We start from the raw sequence: 18,127 nt of genomic DNA on the forward strand, positions 1-18,127 counted from the left end.
CAAATGTAGCAATCTCAATTCAAATCTGGTTTAGATTTAAAGAAAATTAATTCCCAAAATTATACCGAAGTGTAAACCCGGAACGAACATTTGTCAGTGGAAAAGAAGTCGAGATTACTGCTTTAGAAAAAGAATGATCGTAATAGAAAATAGCCGTAAGGTTTTTACTAAAGGAATAATCAGCTTTTACGGTAAGTGACCACAAATTTTGACCGCCTGCCAGCTGATTGTTGTTATAATCCAAGTACCTTACAATGGTTTGATTGTTGCGATAGGACAAATCTGCTTTCAAATTAATATCGCTTTTTATTATTCCTGTGGGATTATCTGCGAGTCTGGAAGAAAAAATAACATCTTTGAAACGGTAGCCTAGCCCCACCACATATTCAATTCCTTTGACTTCGGTCAATAAATTATTATCAAAACTCATGGATAACGCTCTGTCTTTTTTGATTTCGGCCAATACTTTCAAGGAACTTTTCAGTTCAAAATCCATTCGCAACAACGGATTAAATTGCTCTACTAAATTGATATTAGACATGATGGTTTGATTAAAAAAATTACCACTTGCATCAGTTCCGTCGGGTGTTTTATCGTATTCAAAATTTGATCTGAATGCATTTATCGTATATGAAGCCCTGTAATTATGCTGCAGGGAGAATCGTTTGAAATTCTTTTTAAAAACTTCATAACGCATCAGTCCGTTATATTTCACAGCCCAGTTTGGGATTGGAAAGCTTCTAAAAATTCCCAGCGAAACAGCAGAAGCATCTCCCCCAGAATAAGCAGCTAAAAACGCTGGTAACAATACGGCCTGATTATTTTTTCCATAACCCAAAGGGAATCCTTCCGGATCCAGGTTACTCGGATTATTAATGTCGATGCCGCGCTGTGTTGCCAGTCTATTTGCCACAGTAAGCCTGTTTGATCTAAAGTCATCAAATGCAGCTGATATATTTTCATCACTACCCGAAAAGGAAGTTTTTATCAGAACGGTCGATATCGAGAAAATACCCGCAGTGTAGGGAGATCTTGCGTTATAAACGCCATCGGTGACGTCATATTGTTCCGAAAAATTTTCAGAGTAGGCCCGATCTAAAGTCAAATCAATTTTTAAATCCGGCAGTAAATCTACATTTGCTGTAGCTTTAAATAATTTATTTGTCACTCGGGAAAAATTTTGGTTGAAATCCGGATAATTGGTCAGCCATCCATTTTTTGCTGCTTCAAAGCGAACATCATCCTGACTTCCAAAAATAAATCCCAACGATGGTCTTGAAGAACCCAGAAACCCCACGCTTGGTGTGTATCCCGGTAAAACGGTACCGCTATTGTGTGTATAGGTCATCTGAATATTTTTGACACTGGTCAACATCCCAATCAAACCATCTACAAATGGATTGTTTTTTGGAGCTTGGTTTGCATTCCTATTTACTATTTTTTCTCCCGGTTTTGGAGCAGTCATTCTAGGTTTAGGTACGGTCTTAGTACTGTTTTTGGCAAGTCCTAAATATTTATACAACAAATCCATATTAAATGTTGCATTCAAATTATTGGAATTTGCATTTTGAACGGTATTTCCCAGATTATAATTAGTGCCTTCAATTTGTATTTCTGACAAAGCATTACTAGTACGCTGCCAGCTGTAATCACCGGTATAAGAATACGTTGCTTTTACAAAACTGAACAACGGAATTTTATTAATTGGAATTTCATAATTCAAAACCAGTTGTTGCATGTGTTGATTTGGATCTCCCATGTCCCAATAACTATCCCAAATTGTAAACGTATCAATAGGTTCGTTATTCTCGTTCAAATAGCTTTTTACAATATTGCTGGATGAAGCGGTATAGTTTAATTTCAGTGATTTTGTCAAATTATAATTAAATCCATATTGGTAATTAAAAGCAAAATTTCTGCGATACAACGGATCAAGTCCTATGCCTTCCACCTCAACCTGTCTGAATTGCTGACGGTTGTATTGTCTAATAATATTGCTGTTAAACGAAATATTTGAAGGCAAATAATTAAAATTAAAATCACTCAGTAACTTCCAATAATTACTTTTTTTCATGAACTTAGTTTTCTTGAACGGCTCCACTGATTTTGGCTGAAATGTGTATGCATAATCTACAGAAGAGTTTACCTGTTGATCGATATAATCTTCGATTTCAAAATCATGTCTTTCTACTTCATTAAAAGATTGCGAAAAAGTAAAGTTTTCCGGGTCGTAAACATGCTGTTTTTGTTCCGGACCGCGTTCTTTTCTAACCCCGATAAAGTTTATGCTTTTGCGTTTTGTATAATCAATAGCTCTACTGGCAATATTATCTCTTTGATTTTGATCCGTGGTTTTATCCAGTAACTGTTTTAGTTTTATATCTTGATTAAAAGGATCGTATTCCGGCGTTATTGTTTCTTCGCCTATAGCGTAATTAAAAGGCAGGTTAATCTGCCATTTTGGAGGCAGTAATTTTCCTAAATTCACATTTGCAACAATAGTATACTGTTGCGTATCTTCTCTGCTTCTTTCATTTGGGCCTTGCTCCAATGCTCCAAAACCAATAGTGCTTTTTCTACCGGAAGCTGAAACAGTAGCGAAATCAGCTAAATTTGAATCAATATTCAACACTGCGGCCATTCCGCCTTTATTATCCATATCTGCCAGGCGAAGTTCGTTAAACCAAACTTCTCCTTTAATATCGTTGCGGGCATCATTATTTTTGACCCCAACCATCAAGGTTCGTACTAACCCAAAATTAGGATTACCCTTAACTCCTATTCTTAATTTATTTATTTTATTGCCCAGGGAGGAATCCAATTCATCTTCATTTTGATAATAAATCCCATCTACTGGCAGTGTGGCAGGATCGATACTCATAGCCAGAATCTTCAATTGCGTTAATAAAGCAAGTGACAAATCAATTTCATTCTCTGCGGGCCAAACTGTTTCGGCACTCAAAGGCGAGCAATCAGAATTAGATGCTGATGATGGCGTGGTGACTTTTAAAGGAATTTCAATTTGGTAAAAATTCTGGGTAAAATCATTTCCAAAACGAATGAAACCTACCATTTGATTTTCTTGAAGTGCAATTTCGTTTGGTAACGATTCTGCATGCAAAAACATTTTTAATTTCTTGAATTGGCGCATATCAATACTAACATTTTTAAAAACGGCTCTGGAGTCTAATGGTTCCAGTCCGTTTCCGGATACCCGCAAGGCTAATGATTGTTCGTTTTGATTAATTACCGTGTTGTTATTAAACAGCTGTTCACGCGTTACGCCCGGTGGAGTAATGTAATTAACAGGACATCTTTGGTTGTTTTCCTGAACATTTACGGCTAAAACATCTAAATTAGTATTGTCATCGTCTATGTTAGTATCATTAAAATCAAGGGTATTGGTATAGCGTCTCCATTCTCCTCGAACTAAATCTAAGGCTCCAAAACGAACCGTTACTTGATCTTCAAAACCGGTCATAAACATTCTCATGAACCGTATGGATCTAAAGTCGGAAATATTTCCTATTGTGTTTTCAGGTTGCGAAACCGGAATTTTAAACTGCAGCCATCGGGCCTCTGTATTTGAACCATCGGGCAAGGTCACTTGCGTATTTCTAATATCCGTAATGTAATTTTGTCCCACGGCCATATTGGGCTGGACAGTAATGCTGTATTCATAATACGCATTAATGGTATTCATCGTATTATCCTTATTGATATCCTCGACATCAGGAAGAGTGGTAGACCCTCTGTTAGGATCATTGATATCTACTGTTGAGTTGCCATCAGTACCGTTGTACATTTTGTATCGATCAATAATGCCGCCTGATGCATTCAAGTAAAAAGTATAGTCATCTGCCGCTGGATCCAGCTCAGAAGCAAAATTAGTATATACTGATCCTTCATTAGCATTAGACAAACCATCTAAACCAATGTCTTGATTTTTTCTATTATCAACATTTGTGTCAAAAGCATAAATCAATGATTGAGAAGCCGGGACATTGCCCCATATTGGCTGTGGATTCACTACAATCTGATCCGGTCCTAATCCGTTTTCATATTGTTTTCTTCCATCTTTCAGGACATCCTCTGATATCTCTCCTAAGTTGAAGTATATTTTACCCGTATTTGTTTGTGCTGCCTGACCATTTCCTACGTACGGATCTAAAATCCAAAACTGGATGTATTCCACATTTCCTTGTTCGAAATTAGTCGAATTTAATGCTCGCATGATTCCACCAAAATTGTCTCTGGAATTTGCACCAACATTTAGGCTGTTGTTATATGGCCCCCGTTCTAAAGGATAATAACTTAAATCTAATGTGTTTATCACTTGTGATTGCCCTTGGGCGATATCTGTCAGGGGATACAATTCCTGACTAAAGATTCTTCGGGTAGAATTAAATGAAAGGTCTTCGTTAGAAATACCGGAGGGCTTTTGCGTATAAAATATTGGATCAATAGAGTACCATGATAATTTGGCTCTTCTAAACCCATAACTTAGATCATTGGCACTGGCATTAAAATCATACGTACTAGTTGTGTTTTTTTCTGGGGTTGATGCAAGACTCCAAGAATATGGGCTTCGCATATCAATAGTAGATTGAGTTCCTTCAAAATCATCTACATAAATCGTAGATTCACCCTGAAATTGATCTGCTTTAGGCGAATCCGGTTTTAAGAAAGCAACTTCGCCTCGTATAGAAAGATTGGAAGGCACATCCGTATCCAGATTGGGTAATTTATTTACCAATCGAGTCAAGAATGGCACTTCGGTTGAAAAATTAGTATTAAATCCAAAAATAGTATTGTTGACCGATTCCTGTCCAAAACTCGATTTTTGAGTAAATGGCCTTTCGCTCATTTTCAAAAAAGTGGCTCCAACCACAAAATTATCAGCAATTTTATGCTCTACATTTACACCCATAAACCGTCTGGTTTGCTGGCCAAAAACAGAGTTGTTTTCCAATGACACCTCAATAGGCGTATTAGAGGCCTGAAGTGAAGCATCTAAAATCTGTACGCGACCCAATTGATAATTGACACTGTAGTCAATTCCTTCTACCAGAACCCTTCCTGCTGCGGTCACTACAACAGAACCTCTAGGAACATTAAAAGCGCCAATTGGTATTCCATCACCACCTGTAGATTTGTATTTCCCTCTTAATAAGAACTTATTTTTCTCACTATCCTGCAAAGCCCCTGATTGGGTGTTGCGGTACATATTGCGGAACACATATTTTTTCTGATTCTCATTATAAGAACTTACATTGTTATAATTTTCTATTAAAGCGGGGTTTGCTAATTTAGAAAACAATAATTCTCCAAACGGTTCTTTTGTGGTAAAAATAATTCTTCCGTTCTGAGCATCTATAGTCAGCCCTGGCATAAAGTCAAAAAAACCATCACCTCCGGCTTGCGGATCATTATTGAAATTTAATTTGTCTAAATTAAAAACTTTCAACAATGGTGTGCTGGTAACAGTATAATCTTTTGAGGGAATTTCATTTTTATTGTTAGCATCCGGAAAAGGACTTCCGGATACTTCCGTAATATAGTTTAGAGGCGAAGGATCCGTATAGAGAATATTAAATCTGAAATCTTCTTGTTTCAATTGATAGCCTCCTTGAATCTGATAGATGTTTTTCATCATCAGGTTCCAAATAGGGTTTCTAACGTTAGTCAAATTACTTTTCAGCATTTTCAATATCAAACTTTGCGAGATAACCGCTTGATTTGAGGAACCATTTCCCGTAACCACCGTTGCATCTACTCCATCATTACCAAATTCCCCCACTTGATAGACCTGATCGCCGATGGTATATTGATACGCCACTGCCAGAACCTCATCATTTGCCAGTCGTTGTTGCAATGAAATATATCCTAATTGCGAATTAAAAGTATATTCATTTGGATTCAGTTTTCGAGCATTTTCTAGTTTAGAATAATCCTGTGCTTCACTTACTGTCACATTAAAACCGGAGTTTGCTGTTACAATTTCACGTATATTGGGATTCAGCAAACCTCCTCCTGTAGTAATTTGTGCAGGATCATAATCATTATTTGAATTGTCAGCAGGAGAATCTAAGGGATTATTAAAAATGCCTGTTGATGGATCTAAAACAACCACTTCGTTGTCTGCCAAACCCGATAATTGTCCTTCCCCTAAATCCTGAAGTGCAATAATATTTCTAAGGTTATTATTCGTGGTCGTGACACGGTTTTGCTTATTGGTTACCCAAATTTCGATCCGGGAGATCTGAACTCTACTATCAATAAAAGGATAATTTGCCAGGGATTTATCATACCTGTTTCTAAAATATTGGGATAAGAAAAAATGCCTGTCACTATCATAATCTAAGGCAAACATCTCAAAATCTTCAATTGTGCCTCCACCTTGAGCGATTAAACTTTTAGTCTGCGATTTTTGTTCCGAAAAAACACCGGTGACTGTCGTTTTCCCAAACTGTAATTGTGTTTTTACACCAAATAGACTTTGTGCTCCCCGGATCAAGGAACTATTCAATGGCATGCTGACATTACCCACTTCTATTTTTTGAATAATATCGTCCTCTGATGGTGCATATTCCAGCTTGATCAGGTTTTGAAAAGCAAATGTTGACTGCGTATCATAATTTACATTTACATTGAGCCGAGTCCCTACCTTTCCCATCAAACTCATGCTAATTCTTTGATCAAAATCAAATGAAGTAGTAGTCCTGTTTCTCGGGGAAAATGAGGGATTGTCTTGTTTGGTATACCGCATTCCTAAATCCATTTCAACAGATCCGGTAGGTTTTACATCAATGGTATTGCTACCAAAAACAGATTCAAAAAGCCCTGATTTTACGTAATATCGAGGTAATAAATCTCTTTTAGCAATTTCACTTCCTTCTTTTTTTCCATCAATAGCATCTACTTTTTTCTTGAAATAGTCCCGCATGGATTCCTTCAAAACAAGATTTTCATACTCTTTTGGTGTTAAAATAATCGGGTAATTAATAGAAAAACCATCCACGGAATTTGTATAGATATACCTGTCAGTTACAGGATCGTAGGTATATGCCGAAAGGATACTTTGAGGATTTTTTAACTGTACCTTTCCTATAGAAAATCCGGTTTTTACGGTATCCTGAACTGCCTGAGTTACTTGCGCGTTTGACATAAAACCGCAAAATAAAACAAGCGAAAAAATACAAATTTTATGCATACAACTCATGTTTCTTGAATCCCTGTTTTATAGATTTTTTAATGCTTTTTTGATGATTGTTTCCACTGTGGCGTCCGGATCCTCTTTAACAATTTTTTCTATAATTTTTTCTGAATTTTTTCGTACAAAACCTAAAACTTCCAAAGCTGATAACGCTTCATCTCGATTTGTATTGTTCTGTGACATAGAAACTTCATCTAAGTCGTATAATTTTAATACTTTCTCTTTTAGATCCAGTATTACTCTTTGTGCTGTTTTACTTCCAATTCCTTTTATAGACTGAATAGTAATTACATCCGCAGTCGCAATTGCTTGTATGATTTGTTTAGGATCTAGTGAGGAAAGCATTGTTCTTGCTATGCTCGCTCCTATTCCTGAAACGGACAATAACATTTTGAATATTTCTCTTTCTGACTTTTCCATAAAACCAAAAAGTGTATGCGCATCTTCTTTTATCTGAAGATACGTATACACTTTTATAAAATCTGTGCTTGGAAGTAACGAATAAGTATGTAAGGAAATGTTTACGTGGTAACCTACGCCACCACAATCAATAATTATGTGAGTGGGTGATTTCTCAACTAGTTTCCCTTGTAAGTGTGCTATCATGAATTAACAATATGTTAACAAATATAACAAAATTAGCATACTATTTTAGTAAATTCATTAATTTAACTTTGTTAGCTTCTTGACGCTTCTCTGAATTTAATTTATTTTTTCTTTTGTTTTTCCTGAGCATCAATCACAGCAATAGCTGCCATGTTTACCATTTCCTCAACACTGGCTCCCAATTGAAATATGTGAACAGGTTTTCCCATCCCTAACATGATTGGCCCAATAGAATCTACTTTATTTAGTTCTTTCAATAGTTTATAGGTGATATTAGCCGATTCCAAATTGGGAAAAATAAGGGTGTTTACTTTTTTGCCTGCCAATTTAGAAAACGGAAATTTCTCTTTCAGCATTTCTGGATTAAGGGCAAAATCAGCCTGAAGCTCTCCATCAATAATCATTTCCGGATGATTTTCATGCAAATAAGCAACCGCTTGTCTTACTTTAGTGGCACTTTCATTTGAGGAAGATCCAAAATTAGAATAGGAAATCATGGCAATGACTGGCTCTACTCCAAACATTCTGGCGGTTTTAGCTGTCATAACTGCAATTTTTGCCAAATCATCTGCTGATGGATTAATATTTATAGCCGTATCAGATAAAAACATTGGCCCACGAGCCGTCATCATCATATTAGTAGTAGCCACCAGCGAAGCGCCAGGTGCTTTCTCGATAAGCTGTAAAATAGGTTTTACCACCGTAGGATAGCTTCTGGAATATCCTGTTACCAATGCATCAGCTTCGCCTTCATTGACCATCATAGCTGCAAAATAATTTCTTTCGCGCATCAGCTTCTGAGCATCTAATAATGAGATTCCTCGTCTTTGTCTGGAGGCCCAGTATGTTGTGGCAAACTTATTTCTTCGATCTTCTTCTTCAGTGATTTTCGGATCAATAATTTCAACATCGGCATCAAAGCCAATTTCAGCTTTCAATTCTAAAATAATTTCTTTATTCCCCAATAAAACTGGAAAACCTATTCCTTCTTCCAATACTATCTGGGCTGCTTTCAAAACATCTAAGTGATCTGCCTCGGCAAAAACGATTTTTTTAGGATCCATTTTAGCTCTATTGGTAATCAATCGAACCATTTTATTATCATTCCCTAAACGCTCTAAAAGTTCCTCTTCATACTTGACCCAATCCGTTATAGGATTCAATGCAACCCCAGAATCCATTGCTGCTTTCGCTACCGCCGGAGCAACAACTATAATCAATCTTGGGTCAAAAGGAGAAGGTATAATATAATCCCGTCCAAATGTTAACTTTTTAGCCCCGTAAGCGATATTTACTTGTTCAGGAACGGACTCTTTAGCTAAAGCTGCCAGCGCTCTGACTGCAGCCATTTTCATGGCTTCATTTATTTTGGTCGCACGCACGTCTAAGGCACCCCTAAAAATATAAGGGAATCCAAGAACATTATTCACTTGATTAGGGTAATCAGACCTTCCAGTAGCCATAATCACATCTTTTCGAGTCGCAATGGCTAAATTATAATCAATCTCCGGATCTGGATTTGCCATAGCGAAAACGATAGGATTTATAGCCATTCCCTGTAACATTTTAGGAGTCATAATATCTCCTGATGATAACCCTAAAAAGACATCAGCACCAACTAAAGCTTCTTCAAGACTGATAGGTAAAATGTCTTTGGCATATTTTAATTGTAAATCAGACAATTTCGGATTGTCTTTGGTCAACAATCCTTTGCTGTTATACATTAGGATATTTTCTAGTTTTACACCCAGTAAAATATATAAATTTGCACAAGCAAGAGCGGCTGAACCTGCTCCTGAAACTACCAATTTTACATCTTCTACATTTTTGCCGGCCAGCTCAAGGGCATTTAGCAATGCTGCCGAAGAAATGATGGCTGTACCATGCTGATCATCGTGCATCACGGGTATATTAAGCTCTTCTACAAGCCGTCTTTCTATTTCGAAAGATTCCGGTGCTTTGATATCTTCCAAATTAATACCCCCAAAAGTTGGCGCTATGTTCTTTACCGTCTGGATAAATTCTTCTATATCTTTTGTCCCAATTTCAATATCAAATACGTCGATATTGGCGAAAATTTTAAACAACAACCCTTTTCCTTCCATTACTGGTTTTGACGCTTCCGGACCAATGTCTCCCAATCCTAAAACTGCAGTTCCATTAGTAATCACTGCAACTAAATTTCCTTTTGCAGTATATTTATAAACGTTGTTTACGTCTTTAGCAATTTCTAAACACGGCTCAGCTACACCAGGAGAATAGGCCAAAGACAAATCTCTTTGTGTTGCATATTTCTTGGTGGGAACTACTTGAATTTTACCAGGAGTCGGCTTTGCGTGGTATAATAATGCTTCTCTTCTTTTGCTATTCTTTTCCATTGTTTTTAGATTTTATTCTAGCGTGTAAAGATAGGGGTCTAGATTTAAAAAGAGAGGACTTTTCTCCCATTCTTTTGCATAAAAAGACCTGATTTGATTCCAAAAAAAAAGCTACACGTAATGCAGCTTTAAATAATTATATTTTTTTTGAATCTTATTTATTGGGTAATGTAGGAGTTTAAATGTTGAATAGTCTCTTTTTGGATCTCGATTATAGCCTTTACCACATCACTTATTGAGATAATTCCAATTACAATTTCATTTTCCAGAACGGGCAGGTGACGCACTCTTTTGGCACTCATTAACTCCATGCAGTACTCCAAATTATCCGATGGACTTACTGTAACCACATCAGTCTCCATGATTTCATGAACAAAGGCTTTCTTTGAAGATTTTGCTTTCAGAACAATTTTCCGAGCATAATCTCTTTCAGACAGCACACCTTTCAAAATCGTATCTTCAATAATAAGAATTGCTCCGATGTTTTTTTCACTCATCACAGACAATGCTTCGTAAACAGTGTTAGTGGAAAGTATGGAATACACTTCCTTCCCTTTAGTACTTAAAATTTGATTAACTGTCATAATTGATTCATTTAGTGAATCATAAAGTTAAAAAAAATATGCATTCAAACAACAAAAACTTTTTTTAAGCTCTAAAATATAGCATCAGGAGAAACCAACGCTCCTAATTTAGCTTTTAATTCTTCATTCAAAATTTGTAATCCATATTGATAGGACGCATTCACCCAGCCAAAACCTTCCTTTGCGATGTAATCAAATTCAGTCCCTACATTACCATATTCGGCAAAAACTTTATGAGAACTGATTCCCAAATCAAATTTTTCCGGGATTGTTCCATTATAATCCACTGCATTTCTAGTAATCAACCACAACCATCGGTACACCATTTCTTGTGCTTTATCTAGATAATTATAGTTAATCAATCCTTCCCACAGCAACATTTGGTGTGGCGCCCAGCCAAAAGGATAATCCCATTGTCGTGGCGGTGCCTCTTTTGAAACATTTGCAATACTCGCCTTAGTGCTTCCTGTAATTCCACCTGTTTTCACAAATTGCGGCAGGGCTACTTCTACTAATTTTTTGGCCTGATTTTCATCACATAACCCAGCCCACAGAGGAAAAAAGGTTGTTGCAGCTTCAAAAGGAAATTGTTTGTGATTCACAAAATCATAATCAAAATACATACCTGCGTCCTCGTTCCAGCACAATTCATTCATTTTTGTTTTTCTGGAAAGTGCCTTTTGTTCCCATTCTTCTGAAGTGTAAAGGATCTCGCCACTTTGAAAAGCATTACTAAAATATTCTTTTATCAAGTAAGCGACATCTTTTTCATATTTGTAAAGAAAACTATTGACATCTATTGAATTCAAATTCGTACACGTATTTATCAGGCGGTTTGTTGTATCATGCCCGCTTTCTCTCATGCTTCGATCATGAACAAAATAAATGTCAAGTTCGTCATCAACAAGCGTTCGCTGTAAATATTGTTTTTCAAATTCTCGAATAGGTAAATTGTATTTTTTAGCATACGGCTCTAAAACATCATCAAAATGCCCCGGTTCTACTTCAAATGGCATTCCAATTCCATCAGCTTTATACCTGTTTAAACCTGTTGGGGTCAAGCGATTTCCTTGCACCATCCAAACTGTATTGTACTCCAAAATGACCGTTCCCAAATGACTTGTTAACCAGTCTACACTTGGTGTTTTCTTTTTTGCAATTTCGATTAGCAAAGAAGAATACAAAGGCGGTTGTGTTCTGGTCAAATAATAACTTCTATTCGCATTCAGAATTTTACCATACTGAATAATTTGGTATTTAAAATTTTCAGCAATTGCGATTGCTTTGTCTAATTGACCATCTATTAACAAGCCAACGCCAATAAAATAGCTGTCCCAACCATACATTTCGTTGAATCTTCCACCAGGAACCACAAAAGGCACACCTTGCAGACTGTATAATTTTTGTTCCAGAGCCAAAGCCAGAATTCCTGGTTTTTCATTTAAAGTTTCCACATATTCCACCGAATAATTCTCAGGCAGAATTTCAACTTTAAAATTTGGCAATTCTTTTTCTAATTCTTGAAAATAAGCAACTCCCGTTTTGTCTTTGGCAGCAACATAAAGTGTTGCCACATCACTGGACGTTTTTTCATCTTCAATAATTTGTTTCAACCCTCTTTTATCAATGGTACGAGTCAGTTCCTCCCAATAATCATCCTTGATTTTTCTTGAAATTCGGTGAACTGGATTCTCTTGAATGCGACTCAAATCGACTTCACCCAATACTGAATTCGCTTCCTTAAGCTGCGCTAATTCCTGTAATAAATTGGACAAATGATATGTACCTATGATAGCCACTTCCTGTTTGGTGTTTTCGTCAACCAAAACAAATTTTTTAGGCCCATTGTCGTCTTTCGTAATTTTTTTATCCTGATCTGTATCCTCTTGAAGCAATAGTTCCTGGAATACTTTGTCTATGTTAAGTATGAATTTCATTGTTTAGCGGTAAGTTTTTTTAAAATAAAGAAAGAAACAAGCAGTAATGACATTGGAATTAAAGTATAATAAAAGGCATTTTCCGGCCCTTCATTTTTAAACAAATAACCTATAACTCTTGATCCCAAAGTGCCACCAAGTGCTGAGAAAACCACAATTAAACCAGTCATAGAACTGTGTAATTTTTTTGGCAAGGCACTTAAAACTACTGAATTTAAAAGCGGATAAATCGGTGCAATAAAAAGTCCTACTAACGGAAATGCAAATCCTATCAAAGGAATATCGCTTAATGAATTGATTTCTTTGACATTCAATCCAACTGTTTTAGGGAGTACAAAAATCACAATGAGCATAGCTGCTACAATACAAAAACTGAGTACCCAAATCCAATTGACCCTTTTAGTAATTACCCCAGCAACAAGTCGGCCTACAGCCAATGAAATAGCCAAAATACTCGCCATCATGATACTGATATTCTCCGGAAGATGCAACACCTTATTATTGAAAGTAGGCAACCAAGACATAATTCCCTGCTCAATCATTACAAATAGGAATGCGCTGATTACAAAAACGATGGTTAACAGTTTTGCAAATAATTTGAACATTTGTTTGAAGTCATCAGCTAGATCAACGCCAGGAATTTCAATTTTATTTTCGAATTTAGTAAAAAATAAAAAACCAAAAGATAATAACGAAATACCAGCCAATAACCAATACACGTTCAACCAAGCATCTGGATTCGCATCTGAATTAAAAGCTGGAAACAAGAAATATGCTAATGCAATCCCTATCATGAACACGCCTTCAATGCTACTCATTAAACTATTGTGTTCGTGTTGATTGGTTGTTATGGTTCCAATAAGTGAATACACCGATACTTTTATCAATGCAAAAGAAACGCCCACGGTAGCAAAAAGCAATTTGGCCGTTCCAAAAGAATTTCCATAATACATACTGACGCAAGCTGCGGAAACCAAAGCCAAACCAATAAGCATAGCTTTCTTATATCCAATTCTGGGTAAAAACGAAGCGATTAAAAACGAAACTATAGCAATGGGCAAATCCTTGTACGCTTCCAGAACGCTGGCTTGAAATTCATCTACACCATAATTTTTTTGCGCCTTTAATATCACAATTCCCACGCTGTTCAGCAGAATTGCAAATACAAAATAGTTGAGATACATGGCTAATTTTATAGTACTTTTTTTCATATTTTCATTAGTTGTATAATTAGTGTTTTTCAATCCCTTTGGATAGGACAACTTTAATTTTTATATTTTGATACCCCATTTTGATTCGATATCAAATCTAACAACTCATAGTGCTTTTCAAACCGTTTTCAGTATGGTCAATTGTAAATCCATTGGTTTGAAGGTTTGCTTTTAAATGCGCAATTGTAGTTCCGTTTACCCATTTAATATCTACAATTTCATCCACAGCATCATTGATTTCTACTTGACCTGAAAATGCATTCGAAGTATTCCTTAGCCGAATAATGTCTAACTGTTTACTAACAACTCCTGTTTTCAAACCGTGCTCAACATCCAACATTGTCAATGTAGTGCGATTAATTTCCTTATGTCCAGCACTACCGCCATTATCTGCTGCTTCATAATTATTTTTACCTGCAAAAATATCTAAATACCAAACCTGCGGTATACCCGGCATAAACATTTGAATAGCTCTTGCAAGAAGCAACTTCTGTTCGTTTTCACCTAATGCACTAAAAAAAGTAGCATTTATTTGATAATAAGAAATTTTATTCCCTGATGGATCATAAATATTTTTTACCCGACCACCACGTTCCATGATTTTATTCATGATACATTCAATCTCGGTATCTTCTAACAATCCTTTATTATAAACACCATTTACTTCCTTGCCTTTCAAGTCCAAAACAGGTATTCCATCATGGCAACCAAGCATGTTTACTGTTTTATATCCTTTAGCAATAATTTCCTTAGCCCAACTCAATATGGCTTTACTGGTTTTATTTTCGATGGTATGTATCGTTAAACCAGGTAAGAAAAAGTCGTAAATATAATACCCTTCATTAGCTACCTCATCATGCAAATGCAAACCATATTCTGCGTGGATTTCTGGCAGTAACATCAAATTATTTTGTGCTGCTATTTTCTTAATACGCGCTAAATATTCCCACGTTCCCGGTTTATTAAAAAAGTTAGATTCCCCTACTTGTTTGTGCAAATAGGCAAAAGCGTCTAATCGAAGGATATTACAGCCATAACCGTTTAATTTTTTCAGAGTCTCTTCATAAAAATCCCAGACTAAAGGTGATGCCGCATTGACATCCATTTGTCCTAAATAGGAACGCTTTTGTTCAACGATTTGTAAAATTTCTGATTTCAAAGGAGTACAATCTTCAAAATCAATGCTGTTTAAATCCTGATTATCCTTTATTGCGGTATTAATTACGGCAACAATAAACTGACTTTTCTCTTCCGTTAGCCCTTTTAGTTTTTGTAAATCAACTACAGTAATTGGATTGTAGGTTATTTGCTGATAAAAAGTATTCCAATAAGGCTGTTCTGTACCATCCGGAAAACGTACTTTCAAGACAGGTAAACCTAACTTTCTCATAAACAATTTGTTGAGAAACTCTGGTTCTGGAATTACAATTCCATCTTCATTCATTATCCCGTTTCCGTGCCAGAATTCGTTCCAATTTATAAAAAAATCTTTAAATTTTGATTCATTACCGTATTGCAGTATGTCTTTAAATTGGGGGGAAGTTACAGAAAGGTGATTTAATACGATATCAAACTTTAAATTTACATTGAGTTCTTTTAAATCGAGTAAATCTTTTGTGCCAACTAAATCTGTATTGATATTATAATCAATAATTGAAAATCCTCTATCTAAATCGCTATTGAAAAAAGTGGGAAGAACATACAATAAAGAAAAAACATCTTTGAATTCAGACATTTTAAGCATGCTTACAGCGTCCGTTAATTTTTCTCCAATACTATCCGGATAAATATTAAGCATAACCCCATTACTGATCTTTTTATTATTTTCTTGCATCGTATCTTATAAAAGTTTAGAAAGGATATTGATGTTATCCGGTAATCGTCCTACATTTTGCAATTTCAAAGCTGCTAATTTTAGAGCGATGTCCAAACATTCATTAATTGATTTTTCCTTAATATAAGCGAATAAAAATCCAGACCAAAAAGCATCACCTGCTCCCGTAGAGTCCATAACTTTATCAATTTTTATTGCTGGCATTTGTATGACATCTTTTCCTTTTTGAGATAATTTTACTCCTTTGCTCCCTAATGTTAAGCAAACAGTATCTACTCCTTGATGGTGAAAAAACTCAAATATTTCTTCATGTGGAAGCTCCTTCTCAAAAAGACGCAACATATCATCCTCACTAATTTTTATTAATGGATTGAACTTACAATACGCATTGATCACTTTAAAAGCCTTCTTTTCACTTTTCCACAGCTTTCTTGCATAGTTGACATCAATACTGAGCTTACAGCCTAAATCGTACGCTTCTTGTGCTTTCTTTAAGATCGTTTTTTGTGCAGGATTTTTACTTAATGCAAAACAAGTAGTATGAAATATCTTGGTATTGGATAATATTTCTGTTGAAATTTGTTCCTCATAAATACAACAATCCGCTGAACGATACGGGATGAAATCTGGCGTTCCCTGAGATCTTGAAACAAAAATCACACTAGTTGATTTATTATTCAGGACTTTAAGGTGGTTAGTATTCACGCCAACACTCGCTAACCGTTCCGAAATATAGGAACCAAAACCATCGTTCCCTACCGTCGCAACCATTATAGTATTTAACCCTAATCGCGTTGAATTCATAGCAACGTTGGTCGGTGAACCTCCTAAATACCTATGATAATCTCTAGTATCATTAATAAGTACCTCTTCTTGATGACCAATAAAATCTACTAATACTTCACCAACACAAAGAATATCTATTTTATCGCAATTATTATTTGTTGTAATATACACTTTATTTCGTTTTTTTTATTTTTATTAATAATGTGCAAACCGCAGCCATAACTAACAATACACCCGCAAAAGTAATGGCTTGGCGAGCATCATTGTCTAAGAAATTCTTTAAAATATAACCAAAAGAGAGGTTTTGGATAATCATTGGAATAACAATCATCATATTAATAATACCCATGTACACTCCATAACGCTCTTTTGGAATAACAGCAACGACCATTAAATACGGTATTCCCATCATACTGGCCCAAGCAATTCCGTAACCAATAATTACTGCAAAAAATATGTATTGATTTTGCACCATTGGAAACCATAAAAAAGAAACGGCTCCAAATAAAAGACAGACAAAATGAATCATTTTAGCTCCATGTTTTTTGGCTAATTTCGCTAAATAAAAAGCAATTGAAAAAGTAACTATAAATCCAAAAGCACCGATTAATCCATTCCATTCTACCGCTTTTTCATAACCTATTGCATTCATCGGTGTTACATTCCATACGGACAAAGCAATACTTTTCGAATTATTTTGCCAATAGCACATCATGGCATACCATTGAAACAAATACACCAGAAACAGTTGCCACATGACCGTTGGCATTTCTAAAACTGCTTTATAAATATCGATAAAAGGCGAAAAAACATTTAGAGGTTCTGCTTTTAAAATAGCTAATTCTTCTGCTGTTGGCGGGATTTCTGTAGTTTTACCCATACTCCACCAAATGGAAGTTACTGAGAGAATTGCTCCTAAAAAAAAGGAGGCATAAATCCACGTTGGTAGCGATCCTGTATATCCTACAAAAATAATTGGAAACAGAAAAAGGGAAATATAAGCCAGAAACTGTCCGAAACCAGTAAAAAAACTTTGCGCCTGGAAACCTGTTGGTTGTTGTTCTTCATCCAGCGTATCCGCAATAAAAGCCCGATACGGTTCCATAGCAGTATTGTTACCAACATCCAGAATCCAGAGCAAACCTGCAGCCATCCATAAGGAACTGCTAAATGGGAATAGAAATAAGGCGATACTACAAATTATGGCTCCGATAAAAAAGTACGGTTTGCGCCTTCCCCACCTTGGATGCCACGTTTTATCACTCATCGCGCCAATAATGGGTTGAATCAATAAGCCCGTTAAGGGTCCGGCAAGATTTAAAATAGGAATTTGATCCGGACTTGCATGTAAAAAATCATAAATAGGATTTACGGCACTTTGTTGCAAGCCAAAACTGTATTGTATGCCGAAAAAACCAACATTCATATTGATTATCTGCCAAAATTTTAATTTTACTTTCAAGCTCATTTTGGTTGGTTGATTTGTTAATTTTATCTAAAAATAATTTTAATATTGCCAATTAAAAACAGATTAAAAACAAAAACGTTTTCGGAAGACCCGAAAACGTTTTCGAT

At 35.9% G+C, this 18,127-nt stretch carries 9 protein-coding genes; all 9 read right to left on the bottom strand.

What is annotated here, in order from left to right; all coding sequences use genetic code 11:
• Positions 1 to 46: 46 nt before the first annotated feature.
• Positions 47 to 7,213, bottom strand: coding sequence for a cell surface protein SprA (gene sprA, locus EKM02_RS08535; RefSeq protein WP_126454177.1), 7,167 nt, complete (start codon positions 7,211 to 7,213; stop codon positions 47 to 49).
• A 27-nt stretch (positions 7,214 to 7,240) separates the two neighbouring features.
• The gene (gene ruvA / locus EKM02_RS08540) at positions 7,241 to 7,822 is read right to left on the bottom strand and encodes a Holliday junction branch migration protein RuvA (protein WP_126454179.1); all 582 of its coding nucleotides are present in this window, start codon (positions 7,820 to 7,822) and stop codon (positions 7,241 to 7,243) included.
• A 101-nt stretch (positions 7,823 to 7,923) separates the two neighbouring features.
• On the bottom strand, positions 7,924 to 10,200 hold the full coding sequence (locus tag EKM02_RS08545) for an NADP-dependent malic enzyme (RefSeq protein ID WP_126454181.1): 2,277 nt from the start codon (positions 10,198 to 10,200) through the stop codon (positions 7,924 to 7,926).
• Between the two features lie 158 nt (positions 10,201 to 10,358).
• Positions 10,359 to 10,784: a CBS domain-containing protein gene (locus tag EKM02_RS08550; RefSeq protein ID WP_126454183.1), complete on the bottom strand. Its 426-nt coding sequence runs from the start codon at positions 10,782 to 10,784 to the stop codon at positions 10,359 to 10,361.
• A gap of 71 nt (positions 10,785 to 10,855) precedes the next feature.
• Positions 10,856 to 12,721, bottom strand: coding sequence for a trehalase family glycosidase (locus EKM02_RS08555; protein ID WP_126454185.1), 1,866 nt, complete (start codon positions 12,719 to 12,721; stop codon positions 10,856 to 10,858).
• Entirely contained in the window at positions 12,718 to 13,932 is a 1,215-nt protein-coding gene (locus tag EKM02_RS08560) for an MFS transporter (protein ID WP_126454187.1), read from the bottom strand. The genes EKM02_RS08555 and EKM02_RS08560 overlap by 4 nt, the downstream gene beginning before the upstream one ends.
• Positions 13,933 to 14,029: 97 nt before the next feature.
• Entirely contained in the window at positions 14,030 to 15,766 is a 1,737-nt protein-coding gene (locus EKM02_RS08565; RefSeq protein WP_126454189.1) for a glycosidase, read from the bottom strand.
• Between the two features lie 6 nt (positions 15,767 to 15,772).
• Complete coding sequence (locus EKM02_RS08570; RefSeq protein ID WP_233592297.1) at positions 15,773 to 16,723, bottom strand: carbohydrate kinase family protein; 951 nt, start codon at positions 16,721 to 16,723, stop codon at positions 15,773 to 15,775.
• A 1-nt stretch (position 16,724) separates the two neighbouring features.
• Complete coding sequence (locus tag EKM02_RS08575; protein WP_126454190.1) at positions 16,725 to 18,020, bottom strand: MFS transporter; 1,296 nt, start codon at positions 18,018 to 18,020, stop codon at positions 16,725 to 16,727.
• Positions 18,021 to 18,127: the final 107 nt, after the last annotated feature.

It is taken from the genome of Flavobacterium sp. RSP49 (assembly GCF_003968735.1).
In the GTDB taxonomy this organism is placed as follows: domain Bacteria; phylum Bacteroidota; class Bacteroidia; order Flavobacteriales; family Flavobacteriaceae; genus Flavobacterium.

Bases quoted from the DNA above. Each gene is read 5' to 3' on its own strand.
- EKM02_RS08560 (WP_126454187.1), bottom strand. From the start codon at position 13,932: ATGAAAAAAAGTACTATAAAATTAGCCATGTATCTCAACTATTTTGTA.
- sprA (WP_126454177.1), bottom strand. From the start codon at position 7,213: ATGCATAAAATTTGTATTTTTTCGCTTGTTTTATTTTGCGGTTTTATG.
- EKM02_RS08565 (WP_126454189.1), bottom strand. From the start codon at position 15,766: ATGCAAGAAAATAATAAAAAGATCAGTAATGGGGTTATGCTTAATATT.
- EKM02_RS08550 (WP_126454183.1), bottom strand. From the start codon at position 10,784: ATGACAGTTAATCAAATTTTAAGTACTAAAGGGAAGGAAGTGTATTCC.
- EKM02_RS08575 (WP_126454190.1), bottom strand. From the start codon at position 18,020: ATGAGCTTGAAAGTAAAATTAAAATTTTGGCAGATAATCAATATGAAT.
- ruvA (WP_126454179.1), bottom strand. From the start codon at position 7,822: ATGATAGCACACTTACAAGGGAAACTAGTTGAGAAATCACCCACTCAC.
- EKM02_RS08555 (WP_126454185.1), bottom strand. From the start codon at position 12,721: ATGAAATTCATACTTAACATAGACAAAGTATTCCAGGAACTATTGCTT.
- EKM02_RS08545 (WP_126454181.1), bottom strand. From the start codon at position 10,200: ATGGAAAAGAATAGCAAAAGAAGAGAAGCATTATTATACCACGCAAAG.